The organism is Natrinema sp. H-ect1 (genome assembly GCF_041821105.1).
In the GTDB taxonomy this organism is placed as follows: Archaea; Halobacteriota; Halobacteria; order Halobacteriales; family Natrialbaceae; genus Natrinema; species Natrinema thermotolerans.
In genome coordinates this window covers 410,664-426,173 of sequence record NZ_JBGUBA010000001.1, presented here as the reverse complement: position 1 = coordinate 426,173, position 15,510 = coordinate 410,664, and the positions used below count along the sequence as shown (strand labels likewise).

13 protein-coding genes are annotated in these 15,510 nt (G+C 67.1%); 7 read left to right on the top strand and 6 right to left on the bottom strand.

The window, feature by feature from the left end:
- Positions 1–91: 91 nt before the first annotated feature.
- On the bottom strand, positions 92–2,761 hold the full coding sequence (leuS, locus tag ACERIM_RS02195; protein ID WP_373631023.1) for a leucine--tRNA ligase: 2,670 nt from the start codon (positions 2,759–2,761) through the stop codon (positions 92–94).
- A 183-nt stretch (positions 2,762–2,944) separates the two neighbouring features.
- Here leuS and ACERIM_RS02190 point away from each other — a divergent pair, with 183 nt between their 5' ends.
- The 4 genes from ACERIM_RS02190 (at position 2,945) to ACERIM_RS02175 (ending at position 10,045) form a co-directional block, all read left to right on the top strand.
- The gene (locus ACERIM_RS02190) at positions 2,945–4,354 is read left to right on the top strand and encodes a PQQ-binding-like beta-propeller repeat protein (protein ID WP_373631021.1); all 1,410 of its coding nucleotides are present in this window, start codon (positions 2,945–2,947) and stop codon (positions 4,352–4,354) included.
- A gap of 65 nt (positions 4,355–4,419) precedes the next feature.
- Positions 4,420–4,878 (top strand): hypothetical protein, encoded by a 459-nt coding sequence (locus ACERIM_RS02185; RefSeq protein WP_373631020.1) that lies wholly within the window; start codon positions 4,420–4,422, stop codon positions 4,876–4,878.
- Between the two features lie 102 nt (positions 4,879–4,980).
- Positions 4,981–5,652 carry an SDR family oxidoreductase gene (locus ACERIM_RS02180; RefSeq protein ID WP_373631019.1) on the top strand — a complete coding sequence of 224 codons (672 nt, stop codon included), beginning with the start codon at positions 4,981–4,983 and terminating at the stop codon, positions 5,650–5,652.
- A 484-nt stretch (positions 5,653–6,136) separates the two neighbouring features.
- A complete protein-coding gene (locus ACERIM_RS02175) occupies positions 6,137–10,045 on the top strand; it encodes an Eco57I restriction-modification methylase domain-containing protein (protein WP_373631017.1) in 3,909 nt (1,302 codons plus the stop codon).
- A gap of 61 nt (positions 10,046–10,106) precedes the next feature.
- Here the strand turns inward: ACERIM_RS02175 and ACERIM_RS02170 are convergent, their stop codons facing one another.
- A complete protein-coding gene (locus ACERIM_RS02170; RefSeq protein WP_373631015.1) occupies positions 10,107–10,286 on the bottom strand; it encodes a hypothetical protein in 180 nt (59 codons plus the stop codon).
- Positions 10,287–10,512: 226 nt separating this feature from the next.
- Here ACERIM_RS02170 and ACERIM_RS02165 point away from each other — a divergent pair, with 226 nt between their 5' ends.
- The 3 genes from ACERIM_RS02165 (at position 10,513) to ACERIM_RS02155 (ending at position 13,113) form a co-directional block, all read left to right on the top strand.
- The gene (locus ACERIM_RS02165) at positions 10,513–11,670 is read left to right on the top strand and encodes a Fic family protein (protein ID WP_373631014.1); all 1,158 of its coding nucleotides are present in this window, start codon (positions 10,513–10,515) and stop codon (positions 11,668–11,670) included.
- Positions 11,671–12,095: 425 nt separating this feature from the next.
- Positions 12,096–12,527, top strand: coding sequence for an SWIM zinc finger family protein (locus tag ACERIM_RS02160; RefSeq protein WP_373631013.1), 432 nt, complete (start codon positions 12,096–12,098; stop codon positions 12,525–12,527).
- A 121-nt stretch (positions 12,528–12,648) separates the two neighbouring features.
- Positions 12,649–13,113 (top strand): ribbon-helix-helix domain-containing protein, encoded by a 465-nt coding sequence (locus ACERIM_RS02155; RefSeq protein WP_373631012.1) that lies wholly within the window; start codon positions 12,649–12,651, stop codon positions 13,111–13,113.
- A gap of 32 nt (positions 13,114–13,145) precedes the next feature.
- Here the strand turns inward: ACERIM_RS02155 and ACERIM_RS02150 are convergent, their stop codons facing one another.
- The 4 genes from ACERIM_RS02150 to ACERIM_RS02135 form a co-directional block, all read right to left on the bottom strand.
- On the bottom strand, positions 13,146–13,403 hold the full coding sequence (locus ACERIM_RS02150; RefSeq protein WP_373631010.1) for a hypothetical protein: 258 nt from the start codon (positions 13,401–13,403) through the stop codon (positions 13,146–13,148).
- A 425-nt stretch (positions 13,404–13,828) separates the two neighbouring features.
- A complete protein-coding gene (locus ACERIM_RS02145) occupies positions 13,829–14,824 on the bottom strand; it encodes a hypothetical protein (protein ID WP_373631009.1) in 996 nt (331 codons plus the stop codon).
- The gene (locus ACERIM_RS02140; protein WP_373631007.1) at positions 14,821–15,297 is read right to left on the bottom strand and encodes a hypothetical protein; all 477 of its coding nucleotides are present in this window, start codon (positions 15,295–15,297) and stop codon (positions 14,821–14,823) included. Before ACERIM_RS02140 ends, ACERIM_RS02145 begins: the two co-directional genes overlap by 4 nt.
- On the bottom strand, positions 15,294–15,509 hold the full coding sequence (locus ACERIM_RS02135) for a hypothetical protein (protein WP_373631006.1): 216 nt from the start codon (positions 15,507–15,509) through the stop codon (positions 15,294–15,296). Before ACERIM_RS02135 ends, ACERIM_RS02140 begins: the two co-directional genes overlap by 4 nt.
- Position 15,510 lies beyond the last annotated feature (1 nt).

Genomic DNA, 15,510 nt, shown 5'->3' with positions numbered 1-15,510 from the left:
ATGCCGATGGAATAAAACTACCTCTCGATCGCCGGGCCACCCACTCACTGCGGTCCGACCACTGGGCGGCTGACCGTCGTCGCTGCCCCGATCACTCGATGCGGATCGCGGGTTTGCCCGGCCGGGCCTTGGCCGCGAGGTCGTCGTCGGCGTCGGCCTGGCGAACGGCGACGGTCGCGCCGAATTCGTCGGTGACGAGCCAGTCGGCGCGCTCGAGGACGGCCAGTTCGCGGTCGGCCGGCAGCACGTCCTCGCCGTCCCCGCCGTCGCGGCCCGTGAGTCGGCCGACGAACGCCGCGACCTGATCCCGGTCGGCGTCGATCTCGAGCGCGCCGTGGTCGAAGAGTCGGTCGACGATTTCGTCGACGTCGATCCCGTCGCCGGCGGCGTCGGCGACCAGTTCGGCGGCCCGGTACTTCCAGTCGGCGGCGACGACCAGTTCGATCCGGTCGGGCTCGTCGATGTCGGCGACGTCGACGATGTCCCGGACGTCCTCGAGGGTGCGGTCGACGAGCTGGCGTTCTCGCTGGTAGGCCCCGACGTCGCCGTCGGGTTCGGGCCAGTCGGCCTCGACGACCAGTCCCTCGCCGCGGAGCTTGTTCCAACACTCCTCGCCGAGGTGGGGGGCCATCGGCGCGATCAGCGCGGCCAGGGTCAGCAGGCCGCGTCGGTGGACCGCGCCGTTGGGACGGTCGTACTCGCGGTAGCGCCGGAGCAGTCGGGCGAGTTCCCGGATCTCGGTGGCGGCCCGATGGAATCGGAATCGTTCGTACTCCTCGGTCGCCGCCGCGATGGTTCGGTCGATCTCCCGTGACACGTAGTCGTCGTGGGCCCGACGCTCAATGCGAGTGTCGCCCTCGTCGACGAAGTCCGCGGCCATCCCGTAGAGGGTCTGCTGGAGGTCGTAGGCCCCGCGGACGTTGTTGGCGGTCCACTCGAAGTCCTGTTCGGGGTGGGCTGCCGAGAGGACGAACAGCCGGGTCGTCTCCGCGCCGTACTCCTCGGGGACGACGACGTTGCCTTTCGAACTGGACATCTTCTCGCCGTCGTACAGGACCGTCCCCTGACTCTTGAGTTCCCGAATGGGCTCGCGCCGCTCGAGCAGTCCGAGATCGGCAAGCGCCTTCGTGAAAAAGCGGGTATAGAGCAGGTGCAAGACGGCGTGTTCGTCGCCGCCGACGTAGACGTCGACGGGGAGCCAGTCGTCGGCGCGGTCGACGTCGAAGGGCGCGTCCGCGAGGTCGGGCGAGAGGAATCGCAGGTAGTACCACGAGGAGTCGACGAAGGTGTCCATCGTGTCGGTCTCGCGCTCGGCCGGCGCGCCGCAGTCCGGACACGTCGTCTGCTTCCACTCCTCGGCGGCGTCTAACGGGTTGCCGGTCGTCCGGACGAATTCGGGGAGTTCGACGGGCAGTTCGTCCTCGGGCACCGTGACGGGGCCGCAGTCGTCGCAGTGAACGATCGGGATCGGCGTCCCCCAGTAGCGCTGCCGGGAGATTAGCCAATCGCGCAGCCGGTAGGTGACGTCGGCCTCGAGGGCGTCGTTTTCCGCTACGATCCGCTCGCGGACACGCTCGCTCTCCATGCCGTCGTACTCGCCGCTTCCCTCGAGGACGCCCTCGCCGGTGTAGGCCGCCGTTTCGACGTCGATGTCGTCTGCGGGTCGGATCACGCGCTCGATCGGCAGGCCGTGTTCGCGGGCGAACTCGTGGTCGCGCTCGTTGTGTGCGGGGACGCCCATCACGGCCCCGGTCCCGACGTCCTCGAGGACGTAGCTGGCGACGTAGACCGGCAGTTCGTCGCCGGTCAGGGGGTGGACGGCGGTCGCGTCGGTCTCGACGCCGTCGAAGCCGACCTCGTCGGGGTCACGGGTGCGGGCGGTGTCGACGTACTCGGCGACGGCGTCGTCGGTCTCGGCCAGCTCCCGGGCGAGGTCGTGGCCGGGCGAGACCGCGAGGTAGGTCGCACCGTGGATCGTTTCGGGGCGGGTGCTGAACACGTCGACCGTTCCGTCGTCGTCAGCGCCAGCGCCGCCGTCCCCGGACACGTCGAACGTGATCCTTGTTCCCTCCTGTCGGCCGATCCAGTTGCGCTGGATCTCGCGGACCCCCTCGGGCCAGCCCTCGAGGTCGTCGAGCCCCTCGTGGAGTTCCTCGGCGTAGTCGGTGATCGTGAAGAACCACTGGTCGAGTTCCCGCCGACCGACGGGCGTCTCACAGCGCCAGCAGACCCGATCACCGTCGGTTTCGCTGACCTGCGCGTCGGCCAGCACCGTTTCGCAGTCCGGACACCAGTTGACCGCCGCCGCCTCGTACTCGACGAGGTCCTCCTCGTAGAAGCGTTCGAACAGCCACTGGTTCCATCGGTAGTAGTCGGGCTCGCAGGTGGTGATCTCGCGCGACCAGTCGTAGCCAAAGCCCATCGTCTCGAGTTCCTCGCGCATGCGCCGGATGCAGGCCTCGGTCCACGACCGGGGGTCGGTCTTGCGCTCGAAGGCGGCGTTCTCCGCGGGGAGGCCGAACGCGTCCCACCCCATCGGATGGAGGACGTCGTCGCCGCACATTCGCCGATAGCGGGCGTAGGCGTCCGTGATCGCGTAGTTACGGACGTGTCCCATGTGAAGCGTCCCCGACGTGTAGGGGAACATCCCGAGGACGTACGTCGGGTCGACGGCGTCGTCGTCGAGGTCGTAGACGTCGTCGCGTTCCCAGACGTACTGCCAAAACTCCTGCACCTGCGCGTGATCGTAATGACTCGTCATGGTCGGCGAGATCCGTTGACTCCCACTGGGTGGGCCGCCCATATCATTGTTCGGCCGTGCCGCCGGTCCGTGGGTCCGGCACCCCGCGGGGCCGACGGGTTCTTGCTGATCGGCGATCGAACGCGATCCGCCGTACACCTGTCGAACAGGCCGTTTATCAGGATCTGTTACATATCTTTGGCCATGACAGAGAGGGACGACGCGAACCGGCGGACTCGAGCGGACCGATCGCGGATCGACAGGCGAGCCGTCCTGCGGACGGCCGGTGTGGGGCTCGTCGGGACGGCGGCGTATTCGTCGGTGGCGAGTGCGAGGACTCGAGCGCGACGGACGGGGGCGATGCAGGACGAACGGGGTACAGAGGGGCCGAGATCGGAGCCCGACGAGCCGAGCGACGACGAGCGGGTCCGCTGGGCGTTCGACACTGGCCAGAACGTCCGTTCGTCGCCGACGGTCGTAAACGGGACCGTCTACGCCCTCAACTGGAACGGCCTCCTCTACGCGATCGACGCCGAATCGGGCCAGCAGGAGTGGACGTTCGACACAGGCGGCATGCGCGCCGGCGGTGACGTGTTCTACTCCTCCCCGGCCGTCGTGAACGGGACCGTCTACGTCGGTAGCGACGAGGCAACCTCCGTCTACGCGATCGACGCGGCCTCGGGCGAGAAGCGCTGGGACTACGAGACCGACTCGCGGGTCCTCTCCTCGCCGTCGGTCGTCGACGGCACCGTCTACGTGGGCGGCAACGACGAGAGCGTCTACGCCCTCGCCGCCGACTCGGGCGACGAAATCTGGACCTACGGAACCGAGCGACCGGTCTCGGCCTCGCCGACGGTCGTCGACGGGACGGTCTACGTCGGCTCCTGGGACGGGGTCGTCTACGCCCTGACCGCGGATGACGGCGACGAGGTCTGGACCTACGAAATCCGCAGTTCGGTCGGTTCGTCCGCGACGGTCGCCGACGGCACCGTCTACGTCGGCGGGACCGATTCGCGGGTCCACGCGATCGATGCGAGTTCGGGCGACGAGCGCTGGACGTTCGATACCGACGGGATCGTCTACTCCACGCCGACGGTCGCCGGCGGTACTGTCTACGTTGGGAGTGCCGATGCCACCGTCTATGCGCTCGGGACGACATCGGGCGAACCGGTGTGGACGGTCGACACCGGCGATCGGGTCCGATCGTCGCCGACGGTGGCCGGAGACACCGTCTTCGTCGGCGGCGACGACGAGGTCGTCTACGCGCTCGCAGCGGACTCCGGCGACGAACGCTGGACCTACGAAACCGACGGCGCCGTCGACTCGTCGCCGACGGTCGTCGACGGCACCGTCTACGTCGGAAGCATGGACGACTCCGTCTACGCCCTCGAGGCCGGTCTCGAGGGCTCGAGCGACGGTTCCCGCGTGCTGCTGGGGACGCTCGGTCACCACGGCGATCTCGAGTGGGGGACCGGCGGCGGGGCGGACGGCGGTGGCGGAACGGGCGGTTCCGACGATGGCGCCCCCGGTTTCGGTATCGGGGCCGGGCTCGCCGGCGTCGGCGGGGCGGCGTCGCTGCTCGCGCGACGACTCGAGCGAACGGCCGGGGACTGAGGCCCCTCGAGCAGCGGTGTTGGCTGCGCGTAACAAAGCGGTGAGCGAACCTACCGACGAACCGAATGCCGCAGCCTCGAGTCGACCGGCCCTCGACGGCGACGCTGCTCGGAACCGTTGCGGTCGTCCTGATCGCGGTCACCGTGACCGCCGTCGGCCTGGCCCCGGGCCTGCTGCCGGACGCGACGAGCCCACCGAGCAACGAGGACTTCACCGACGAGTCGCCGGCGACTGGCAGGAACGCGACCCCGGCTCGCGAGGCGGCCGAGCGCCCCCTCGAGAGCGCCGACTCGATCGACGGCGGCGATGATTCCGGGACCGGGGAACAGGCTCGAGATGGCGAAGCCCCTGCTTCGGCGACCGGTGACGGCGGACGGCCGGACGAGGTCGATCGCGGACCGCCGGATGGCGACCGTGGACCATCGGACGGCGATCGCGGTCCACCGGCGGACGCCGGTCGAGGACTGCCGAACGAGGCCGAACGCGGACCGCCGGACGGTAATCGCGGCCCGCCGGGCCGATGACCCCTGTCTCGACCGACGCTATCCCGATCCGTCGATACCCGTGACGGTCCGTGCCACCGACCGACACGGACGCCCTTCATCCGGGCCGTCGTAGCACCGCACATGCCATCGACCGCACTCGTGACCGGCTGCTCTTCGGGGATCGGCTACGAAACCGCCCGCGCACTGCTCGATGACGGGTACCGAGTCTACGCGACCGCCCGCGATCGCGACCGGCCGGGCCTCGAGCGACTGGCGGACCGCGGGGCCGACATCGCGGCGCTCGATCTCACCGAGACCGAGGCGCCCAAGCGCGTCGTCTCGCGGATCCGCGAGGAGGCCGGCGGCGTCGACTGTCTGGTTAACAACGCGGGCTACGGGCAGTTCGGGCCCGTCGAGGACGTGCCGACGCGCCTGCTCGAGCGCCAGTTCGCGGTCCACTGTTTCGGGCCCCACCGACTGATCCGCGCGGTGTTGCCGGGCATGCGCGAACGGGGTCGCGGCCGGATCGTGAACGTGACCAGCGCCGCGGACCGGCTCGCACTGGCGGGCATCGGCGGTTACACGGCCTCGAAGTGGGCGCTGGCGAGTCTCAGCGACGCGCTTCGACAAGAGTTGTCGGAGACCGAGATCGCGGTCGTCGTCGTCCAGCCGGGGATCGTCGCGACGCCGTTCTACGACCGCGCGCTGGCAGCCGTCGAGGACGCGGCCGCGAGCGCGGAGTCGCCGCGACCCGGCGCCGACGGGGCGACCCCCCCGATCGCGACCCCACGACCGCGGCGCGCAGGAACGTGACCGTCGTCGGATCGGACGGGAACACCGACCTCTATCGGGTCCTCGAGCGGCTCCGAGCCGTCGAAGGCGGCGGGCCGTTCGTCAACGAGCCCGAGCGGTCGCCGAGACGGTCCGAGAGGCCGCGACCGCTCGAACTCCCGACACGCACTACCGCGTCGGACCGGTCCCGCTGCTGGGCTCGCTGTACGGCACCCTCGTCCCCGCGACGATCCGGGACCGACTCACTCGACTCGGGATCCGCCTCGCCGCGAGCGAACCCGTGCTGGACTTGCTCGAGCGCCGGACGCCCGCCGCCGCGTCGGATCGGTATCCGCGCGGTGATCGATGACGCGGCCGGGGTCGTCGTCTCGAATCGTCGGAGACTGAGGAAAACCTATGTGTCGCGGGCCTGACTTGGGAAGGGACACAGCACCGGAGCCGCCCGATCGCTATCGGCTCCTCGCGTCCCGCCGGCCCGCCCGGCCCGCGAGCTGTCCACACAGCCATGCAGTCGCCACACGTTCGCGCCGTTCACGGCCCGTTCTCGAGCGCCTTCCTCGAGCGGCGGCTCCCGGAGACCGACGAGTGGGCCGCGATCGACGACGCCGACTGCCGCGAGACGTTCGCCGAACTGCGCCGCTGTTGGGATCGGGTCCGTGACTCGGCGGCGACCGACGCCATCGAGGAGCGATTCGTTCGCCCGGCGTTCCGGACTCTTGGACTGTCGGTCGTCCCGGTCGAGTCGACCGGGCCACCGAGAAGTCGGCCGGATTACGCGGTTCTGGCGGGCGACGCCGGCGCCGACCGCACGGCACGAACCGACCGTCCAGATCGTGACGATTCGGACGCGGCCGCGAGCGAGGTCCCGGACGCGGCCGTCGCGATCGCCGACGTCAGGTCGTGGGGCCGACCCCTCGACGGGCGCGGGGCCGCCGGAGACGATCGGCCCGCAGAGAATCCCGGTCACAGGTTGCACGTCGCCTTGCAGGAAAACGACGTACGCTGGGGCGTGCTGACCAACGGCCGGCGGTGGCGGCTCTACGACGCCTCGACCAGCGGCCGGCTGGATTCGTACTACGAGGTCGACCTTCCCGCGATCCTCGAGGCCGGCGACCGTGAGGCTTTCAGGTACTTTTACTGTTTCTTCCGTCGCGAGGCCGTCAGTCCCGACGCCGACGGCGACTGTTTCCTCGATCGCGCCGCCGAACGGTCGGCCGCCTACGCGCAGACGCTCCGAGACGACCTCCGAGTGAACGTCGCCGAGGCCGTCGCCGTTGTCGCCGACAGCTTTCTCTCGTCGCCCGACACCGACCTCGAGCGGGACACGCTCGACGAGAGCGACCGCGAACTGCTCTTCGAGGCCTCCCTCACCGCCGTCTATCGGCCCCTGATCGGCGCGGTGGTCGAGCGGGAACGGACGCGCTCGAGCGCGACCGACCGGTCCGACGGCGGCGGCCTGCGGTCGTGCATGCGCTCGATCGCGCTCGGCCCCGACGAGTCAAACGAGTCTGACGATGTCGACGGGACCGACGCTTGGGCGCGCCTCGAGGATCGGCTCGAACGATCTGCCGGCGTCTCCAGCAGTCGGTCCGTCGACGAGCGCTCGAGCCCCGCATTGCGCTTTCTCGCCGCGCACGGCGTCGGCGACGACAGCCTGTCGCACGCGCTCGAATTGCTCGCCCGACGGAACGGGGACGGACGGCTCGTGTTCGTCCCCACGTCGCTCGACGTCCGCGACCTCGGACGCGTTTACGAACGGTTGCTCGAGGCGCGCCTCGAGGTCGCCGACGAACCGCTCGCGCTGATTGACGGCGAGTACGTCCCGGCCGACGGGGGCCCCGTCGCCGTCGACCGGGGGAAGCCGTATCTCGCCGCCGACGGGAGTCACCGGAAGACCTCGGGCTCGTACTACACGCCGCCGTCGATGGTCGAGTACATCGTCGATCGGATCGTCGGGCCGCTTCTGTCCGAGATCCGCGCCGACCTCACCGATCACGACCCCGAGACGGACGCGCCGGTCGCGGACCGGGTCGCCGACCGCGTGTTCGATCTCGCCGTCCTCGACCCGGCGATGGGCAGCGGCCGCTTCCTGACCGCAGTCGTCGACGCGCTCACCCGAGCCCTCGTCGCCGCACAGGAACGACAGGCCCGCGAGCGGGGACTCGAGTCCCTCGCCTCCGAGCGAGACGCCGACTGGGCCCGCCGACGGGTCGTCCAGCACTGCGTCTACGGGGTCGACCGCCGTCCACTCGCGGTAGAACTGGCGATCGCATCGCTCCGGCTCCGGACGCTGACCGCCGACCGGCCGCCCGTGCCCCTCAGTGGTCATTTCCGGGCCGGGAACGCATTGGTCGGCAGCGACCGCGACCCGCTCGGAACGACGGCGACGGGACGGGACGATCCGATCGATTGGACCGAGGCATCCGTCGACCTCCCGTCTCCCGTTCGGGATCGCATCGCCCTCGAGGCCGATCCGCCAGCCGCCCCCGCGGAACTGGCGGCCGGCGTCCGCTCGTTTGAACGCGATCCCCACTGCCGGCGACTCGAGGCGGTCGCGAACGTTCGGACCGCCCGCGCGTTCGGCCTCGAGTCGGCCCCCGACGACGCGGTCGATCGGCTGCTGGCCGCGCTCGACGGCGACGGGGACGAAGCGTGGGATCACCTCGCGCGGACCGACTGGTTCACCGCCGCACAGCGGGCAGCCGCGGCCAACGGCTTCCTCCACTGGCGGCTGGCGTTTCCAGAACGGTTCTACGACCCGGCCGGCCGCCCGCTCGAAGCGGGCGGCTTCGACGCGGTCGTCGGCAACCCGCCCTGGGTCGCGACCGCGGGCCGGGCCGACATCAGCGCGTCGCTCGAGCCCGCGCTCCGCTCGTACCTCGCGGACGCGTTCGTCACGACCGAGAACCAGTTCGACCTCTACGTCGCCTGCTACGAGCGGGCGGTCCGCCTGTCGACGGACGGGCGCGTCGGATTCGTCGTCCCCGACTCGATCCTCACCCGCGAGGGCAACGCGCCACTCAGGGCGTTTCTCCTGACGAACGCCCCGCCGTCGACGATCGTCCGCGTCGGCGCGGCGTTCGACGGCGTCGAAACGGGCGCGGCGATCGTCGTCAGCGGCGGCGATACCTCCAGCGACGGCGACGTCACGGTCGACTGTGCCGATACGACCGACGTCGGTGACCTCGACGCGCTGTCCTACAAATCGATCCCCGCCTCGGTCTTCGAGTCTCAGGACGCCGCCCGGTTTCGCATCTATCTGGACGCCGAGACGCGACGCGTGCTGTCGACGCTCGAGGAACGGCCGGCTCTGGGTTCGTTTATCGACATCTCCCGCGGCGAGGAGATCGGCAAGCGCGCCGATTCCCTCGCCGACAGCCCGGAGACCGACCGCCGACCGATCGCGCCTGGCGCGGCGATCCGCCGGTACGGACTCGACGCGGACGAACTCCGATACGTCGACCCGACCGACGTGGCGAAAGCCGAGCGACAGTACGAGAGCCCAAAACTCCTCCTCCGACAGACCGGCGACGCCCTCGTCGCCGCCTACGACGCCGACGACCTCGTGACGATCAAGTCGGTATACAACGTCCGTCTCGAGCCGGGATCGGCGGCCGCGCTGAAACACCTGCTCGGCGTCCTGAACTCGTCGGTACTCGCCTTCTATCACCACTACAAACACGCCGCCTATCGTGCCGTCTTCCCCCAGCTCAACCAGTCCACCGTCGAGTCGTTGCCCGTTCCGATGGCCGACTCGCCCGATCCGGAACTCGTCGCGGCCGTCGACGAACGGCGCTCGCTGACCGCCGAGCGGTCCGCCCTCTCGCTGTCGCTTCCCGACTACCTCGGCGACTACCGAGATGGTCCGTCGGTCGGCGATCTCCCCATCGTCCGTCGAGCTGACGGCGTAGCGACGACGCCCCTCGTGGCGACGACGACCGATCGTCCGACCCTGAAACTCGGCTCCGTCGCCGTCGACGACGGCACGACGTTCCGACTCTCGGCGACCGTCCGGTACAAGCCCGACGACGCTGCCGTCGATACCGACCGCTGGGGATACGCCGAAACCGATCCCATCCCTGCACTCGAGGTCACCGATCCCGACGACGACCGGGCGGCGCTGCTCGCGGCGTTCGTCCCCCACGCGGTCTCGGCGGGCGACGGGGCCGCGGGTTGCAGACGCGACGCGACGAAGACGATCTCCCCGCTCGACCGACTCGAGTCGCTGGCCCTGCCCCGACTCGAGGACGTCGCCGACGGACTCGCGGCCTATCGTGAGGCACGGGAGCGTGTGGCGGCGTTGGACGCACGACTCGAGGCGCTCGACCGACGGATCGACGAGCGAGTCAGTGCGTTGTACGGCCTCTCGGCGACCGAACGCGAGACCGTACGACGCGAGTTCGGGGACGAGTGAGCGCGGTTAGCGACGGCCCGTAGACGGTTTCGTTGTTCAAAAACTCTCGAGCGACTGCCCGCTACTGGCACCACGACGAGCGCTCGTCAGCGTGGTTCTCACGCTTCACTTCGTCGGCGCTTCGATCCGTGGTGTCTTCGCCTCGCTCGAGGGCGTTGCGTCGCTCGTGCCGGTGGTTCTCGTCCGTCCACACGTCGCTGTCAGTCAGGGCCTGCGTAGCCGGATCGAAATTCATCGCCATGCGATCCGGCCGACCGGCCGAATTCGGATATAAGAGCGCGTCAGGTCCGCAGTTAGCCGACGTGGCTGGTGGCGGTCCGCGGTAATCCGCAGTCAACCGCTGTCACGAGGTGACCCGTTCTCCAAACCTCCCGTCTCGTATTTTCAGTGGGGCCGCCTCAGGCACCAGTAATCAAATCCGTTTAAGAGCAGTATGATTAACAGGCCGGAGTTCGTGGTATAGTCAAATGCGGACTCGAGAACTTCCGGAAGGGGCTCCCGGCCACTATCGCGAGTCTCATCCACATCCATACTACATTCCGGACAAGCTTCCCCTCTCGACAGGGATCGATATCGACGACGAACTCACGGAGTGTATCGCCGACGCGTCCTTTCAACTCGGCCGAATCGACGGGATCAGTCCAACCGTCGATTCCTCGCCGGTCCTCTACACGTCTCTTGTCCGCCTCGAGGCCGTCGAGACCGCCGAAATAGAAGGGGCCGACGTCGACGTGGACGAGGTATACGCCCATCACACGCGGACCAGCGGAGACGAGACCGTCGACGTGAGCCGGGACTTACAGGAGGTCCTGAACGCCGAACACGCCCTTCAGAAGGGATTCAACGCGATCAAACAGGGCGAGCCGATAACGCTCGATCTCCTCCAGTCGCTCCACGAGTTGCTCCTCGAAAACGTCCGGAACGAGGGCGAAGTCGTCGGAGACTGGCGGACGACCGATGTCCACCTTCCCTCTCCGTACGCCAGTCAACCACCGTTCGTTCCCCCGCCGCACGGATCGGTGCCCGAGCTGATGGACTCGCTGGAGACGTACATCCAGATGGGCGGCCAATATCACCCGCTCGTCGATCTCGCGATTACGCAGTACCAGTTCGAGACGATTCACCCCTGTGAGGACGGAAACGGCCGACTCGGCCGCATTCTCATCGTCTTACAGCTCTGCGCTGAGGGCTATCTGAGCGAGCCGTCTCTCTATCCGAGCGCCTACTTCAATCGCAACAAGCAGGAATACGTCGAGAAGATGCGCGCTGTGAGCGAAACCGGGGACTGGCGCGACTGGATCGCGTTCTTTCTCGAAGGGATCGAAGTGCAGGCACGAGACTCGTACGAGCGAACACAGCGGCTGATAGAACTTCGACGCGACTACGAGCAACGGTATCCGCACCAGAAAACGAGCCATCGCCTTGCGCGCGGCGTCTTCGATATGCCGTACTTCACCGCCAACGATGTTCAAGGCGAGTTCGATGTCAGTCGACAGACCGCGTACAACGCCATCGAGGAGCTAGTATCGGACGGAGTCCTCGTCGAGACGACTGGCAAGCAGCGGAATCAGGAGTACAAAGCGATCGATATCTTCGACATCCTCGAGCGACGGCCGAATCACTAACTCGGGGATCGCAGGCACATTACCCGCTACGTTGGAGAACGGAGCCGCTACGGGTGTCCTCGAGATCCTGCTCGTAGTCCGCCATCAAGGCCCCAACGACATCGGCCCGCAAACGTTCGTGACCGCGCCGGTCCTCGAGGAAGTCTTGAATCCGTCCGAACTAGTTATCGATAGCCGTCAAAATACCCTTGGGGACCGGAATTCGGCAATTAAGGGGCTGAAGAGACAAATTTCGAGTGGACTCGCCGGGCGGGCAACCGAAATCCTCGGTCATGGTCAATCGCAGTACAGCGGAGGTGTCGGAGCGTGACCCGATACTGTCCCCACTGCGGCGGTCAGATGATCACCGAGACTACGGCCGGCGGTCTCCCCCGTCGCGTTTGTGAGAACGGACCACACGATCTACAGGAGGTGGCTCGAGGCCGATGAGTACCTTCCCGAAACCCACTGATGGGGAGTCTATCGATTTCCTCGAGGAACGCGACGGCGACACCGAGTCGTGGGCTCGAGCGGATCCACGCGAGGCGCTGATCGAATCGTTCGGCCGGTTCGGCTACAAGGTGACGCTCAGAGACGGCGAGAGCGTCCACTACTGCGCGCTCGGGATCGAGGACGGCGAGTACATCGGTCGGTGCGACTGCAAGGGCTGGGAGTACCACGACGGCCCGTGCGCTCATCTCTGCACGCTTCGCAAGGCCGACTTCCTCGAGTTGATCGGCGTGGCGTCGACCGACGGCAGTCCCGACGACGAACACGAGATGCACCACGCGACCGGCGAGACGCTCGAGGGCGAGCCCCACGACGGGGCGATCGAACGATCACGCGACTACGAGCGGGAGATGGAGGGTCGCGCATGACGCGCACGCACACCCGCGCGATAACCGCCTCCGTAGGCATCCCCACCCCCCTTGCATACGAACTGCACATCCCGACGCCGTCCCCGTATTCACGGGATATGCAAATCGGGGTGAGCCACTGATGGGACGGATGGATCACGACCCCTCGAGCCGCGTCTCGTTCGGCTGTCCCGACGAGTTGCTCGAGACGCTCGACGAGATCGCCGACCGCGAGGACATGAACCGGAGCGAGAAGCTTCGCGAGCTGGTCCAGAAAGAAGTCGAGGCGAAAGGTGATCTCGACGCGCCCCAGCCGGTGCTACCCGACGACGAACGACTCGCCGAAGCGTACCGCATCCTCCACGAGCGGGCGTCGGCACCCCACAAGAGCAAGCGCCGCGTCAAACTCGAGATGGCCAAGAACAAGCTATACGACAACACCACGCCCAAGAGCGCCGTCCTCGACGAGATCATCAAGCCCCTCGAGAGCGAGGGCTACGTGTCGGTATGGACGGGGAACCAGCACGTCTGGGTGATCGTCCCGCCGATGCGGTATATTATCGACGGAGAGGACACCGTCGAACCGGGCGAAAAAGCAGTCGCGTAAGCGGCCCTCGTCGCCTTTCTCTCGATCGCCGTTTACCGAAGCGAGCCGCCCATTTCAGTCCCTGGTCCGGCGTATAGCCCGGTCAGCTTGCGCGATTCGAAGACGAGGACGACATCGTTCTCGGACGGACCGATCTCTACGTCGACCGGCGTGTACCAGGTATAGTCGACGCCCTCTCGCCCAGAGTTGGCGACGAGGACGAAGTCGTCGTAGTTCGAGCGGAGCGTGTAGACGGTGAACGTCCCGTCGTCCGCGACCGGGCCGACCGTCGGGAGATCGCCCATCGCCATGATGTACTTCGCGTCGCCAAGGGGGTTCCCGTCCGTGTCGATCGCGATGCCCCGTAGTGAGCGGAAATACGAGCCGGGAATGAGTGTGGTCTGCTCGAGGGAGACACCGAACGATGAACGTGTCTGTGGGGTCCGTCGGGCTATCCCTGCACCCAGTGGGTCGAAGGGAACTGACCGCCGAAGTGGCGTATTTTCCGCTCCGAGCCGTGTGGTCGTGGTAAACCCTGTCGTTGGGTCTGTAGACAGCGGGCCGGGCGATCGGGTCCGCTGTGCCGACGAGGCACGTCCGTCCCCTGCTCGAGAGTCGAACGCCACCGTCTGCCTGACCGGATCGTTCGACGGACTGAGACGGGAGATCGTCGTGAGCGGTGTCGTCGCTATGCCGCCGTTGTCCATCGCAGCAGCGGTGGTGAGCGTGACCATGGTTATTCGTTCCGTAGACCGGCGCTGACGACGTTATTGCGGCTTGCTCCCGACTGCTTGAAGACCTTGTAGCTCGTGCCGTCGTGAGTGAAATCGTCGCCGTGTGCGCCGCCCTCCTGGGCATCGTTCGGGACGGCCTCGTTGAGGTAGGCGACGGGCACGCTTTGATTCGTGTTCTTGTAGACCGCCGGATAGCGGAAGAAGAACGTGTCGTCCTCGCTCGAGGGGTTGATGATTCCCCAATCGGCTGCCTCGAGCGGCGCGGAACCGTGGCCGACTGCGTCCACGTCGAAGGTTCGGGATTGCGACCAGTAGGAATTGAATCCGTAGGCCACACTGTGGCACCGGAACGAGGTTCGAGTCGCCGCGAGGAACGGGACGGATGGATCGTTGAAGAATCGACTACCGAGGTAGTCGAAGACCGTCATACAGGCGATTCCGTTGTTGCCGTCGTTGTCGTTCCAGAGACCGATGTTGAACCCGTCGGCGTTCACGGACATGATGTAGCTGACGCTCGTTCCCCGGAGTACGTCTCGATTCAGGGAATTCGAGCTGCCCCAGATACCGTACGTGGAACCGTTGTACCGGTCGTACGACTGGGTGACTACGTCGGTGTAGCTATCGCGAAGTTGGAACCCGACGTTGTTCGTGAGGTCGTTCGCATCGGCGTTGCCGATGTTCGTGTCGCCGGCTGGGTAGTGTTCGGACGTATTCCAGTCCGACGAGTAGACGAGCCGAACGCCCGATACATCGTCGTTGTCGTGATTGTCGAATCGGGAGTGGTGGAGGTACAACAGCAGGTAGGTCCCGGTGTTGGTGTCCTCGAGGACGCGGCCGTTGTTGTGCCACTCCGTTCCGTCTTCGTTGTCCGTCTTCCCAGTACCGTCGTTCTGGACGTAGCTGTCGGCGTCACTCCAGTTGCCGAATCCAGTGAGTGCGCCGACGAGATCGTCGATGAACGTCGCGTAGTCTGCCGTTTTCTCTCCGATAGTAGTCATTTGTTAGCTTTGACGATTACCTGCGTATCGTTCGTGTCGTCGCTCCGCTTCCGAATCCAAGCACTCGAGGCACCGAGCCCGCCGGGCGGGGCTTCGTGATACGGCGCGTTGCCCGGCTCGAGAGGGATCTTGCGATAGTCGCCGTCCGAGCGGAACGCGACGTAAATCGGCTCGGTGAAGCCCCAGACCGTCACAGAGGACGCTGGGAACCCCCAGTTGAGCCGTTCCTCGTCGGTCGAGGTCACTGCGAGCGGCGTCTCGGTGACGAAGTACGCCGCCTCCTGGCTGTCGTCCGCTTCGGGGTTGAGCGCCTCGACCGCGTTCTCTCCCCGATGCTCGAGCAGGAGCGCGAGGAGCAGTCGCTCGGTGTCGCTCTCGACAAGGTCCTCGCCCCAGGAGGAGGCACCGACGCCGTAGTCCTCGAGGACGCGTTCGATGGGGCTGTTGGGGCCGACCGTCGACGAGCCGATCACGATGCCTCACCCTCCTGTTCGCCGCCGTCGGTCGCGACCGTCCGCACGTCGCGCCGGAGATCGCGCACGGCAGCCGTGTGTTCTTGGATCGCACCGAGCCACTTGCTCCGCTCCTCGCGGCGTTGGTCGCGTTCTTTCAGGTACAGGCGGTACATGAGCAGGAACGCGACGGTCGGGAAGCCGAAGTTGTTGAGCAAGGCGGTGGGTTCCATT

Bases quoted from the DNA above. Each gene is read 5' to 3' on its own strand.
- ACERIM_RS02165 (WP_373631014.1), top strand. From the start codon at position 10,513: ATGCGGACTCGAGAACTTCCGGAAGGGGCTCCCGGCCACTATCGCGAG.
- ACERIM_RS02185 (WP_373631020.1), top strand. From the start codon at position 4,420: ATGCCGCAGCCTCGAGTCGACCGGCCCTCGACGGCGACGCTGCTCGGA.
- ACERIM_RS02160 (WP_373631013.1), top strand. From the start codon at position 12,096: ATGAGTACCTTCCCGAAACCCACTGATGGGGAGTCTATCGATTTCCTC.
- ACERIM_RS02150 (WP_373631010.1), bottom strand. From the start codon at position 13,403: ATGGCGATGGGCGATCTCCCGACGGTCGGCCCGGTCGCGGACGACGGG.
- leuS (WP_373631023.1), bottom strand. From the start codon at position 2,761: ATGACGAGTCATTACGATCACGCGCAGGTGCAGGAGTTTTGGCAGTAC.
- ACERIM_RS02155 (WP_373631012.1), top strand. From the start codon at position 12,649: ATGGGACGGATGGATCACGACCCCTCGAGCCGCGTCTCGTTCGGCTGT.
- ACERIM_RS02170 (WP_373631015.1), bottom strand. From the start codon at position 10,286: ATGGCGATGAATTTCGATCCGGCTACGCAGGCCCTGACTGACAGCGAC.
- ACERIM_RS02145 (WP_373631009.1), bottom strand. From the start codon at position 14,824: ATGACTACTATCGGAGAGAAAACGGCAGACTACGCGACGTTCATCGAC.
- ACERIM_RS02175 (WP_373631017.1), top strand. From the start codon at position 6,137: ATGCAGTCGCCACACGTTCGCGCCGTTCACGGCCCGTTCTCGAGCGCC.
- ACERIM_RS02135 (WP_373631006.1), bottom strand. From the start codon at position 15,509: ATGGAACCCACCGCCTTGCTCAACAACTTCGGCTTCCCGACCGTCGCG.
- ACERIM_RS02180 (WP_373631019.1), top strand. From the start codon at position 4,981: ATGCCATCGACCGCACTCGTGACCGGCTGCTCTTCGGGGATCGGCTAC.
- ACERIM_RS02190 (WP_373631021.1), top strand. From the start codon at position 2,945: ATGACAGAGAGGGACGACGCGAACCGGCGGACTCGAGCGGACCGATCG.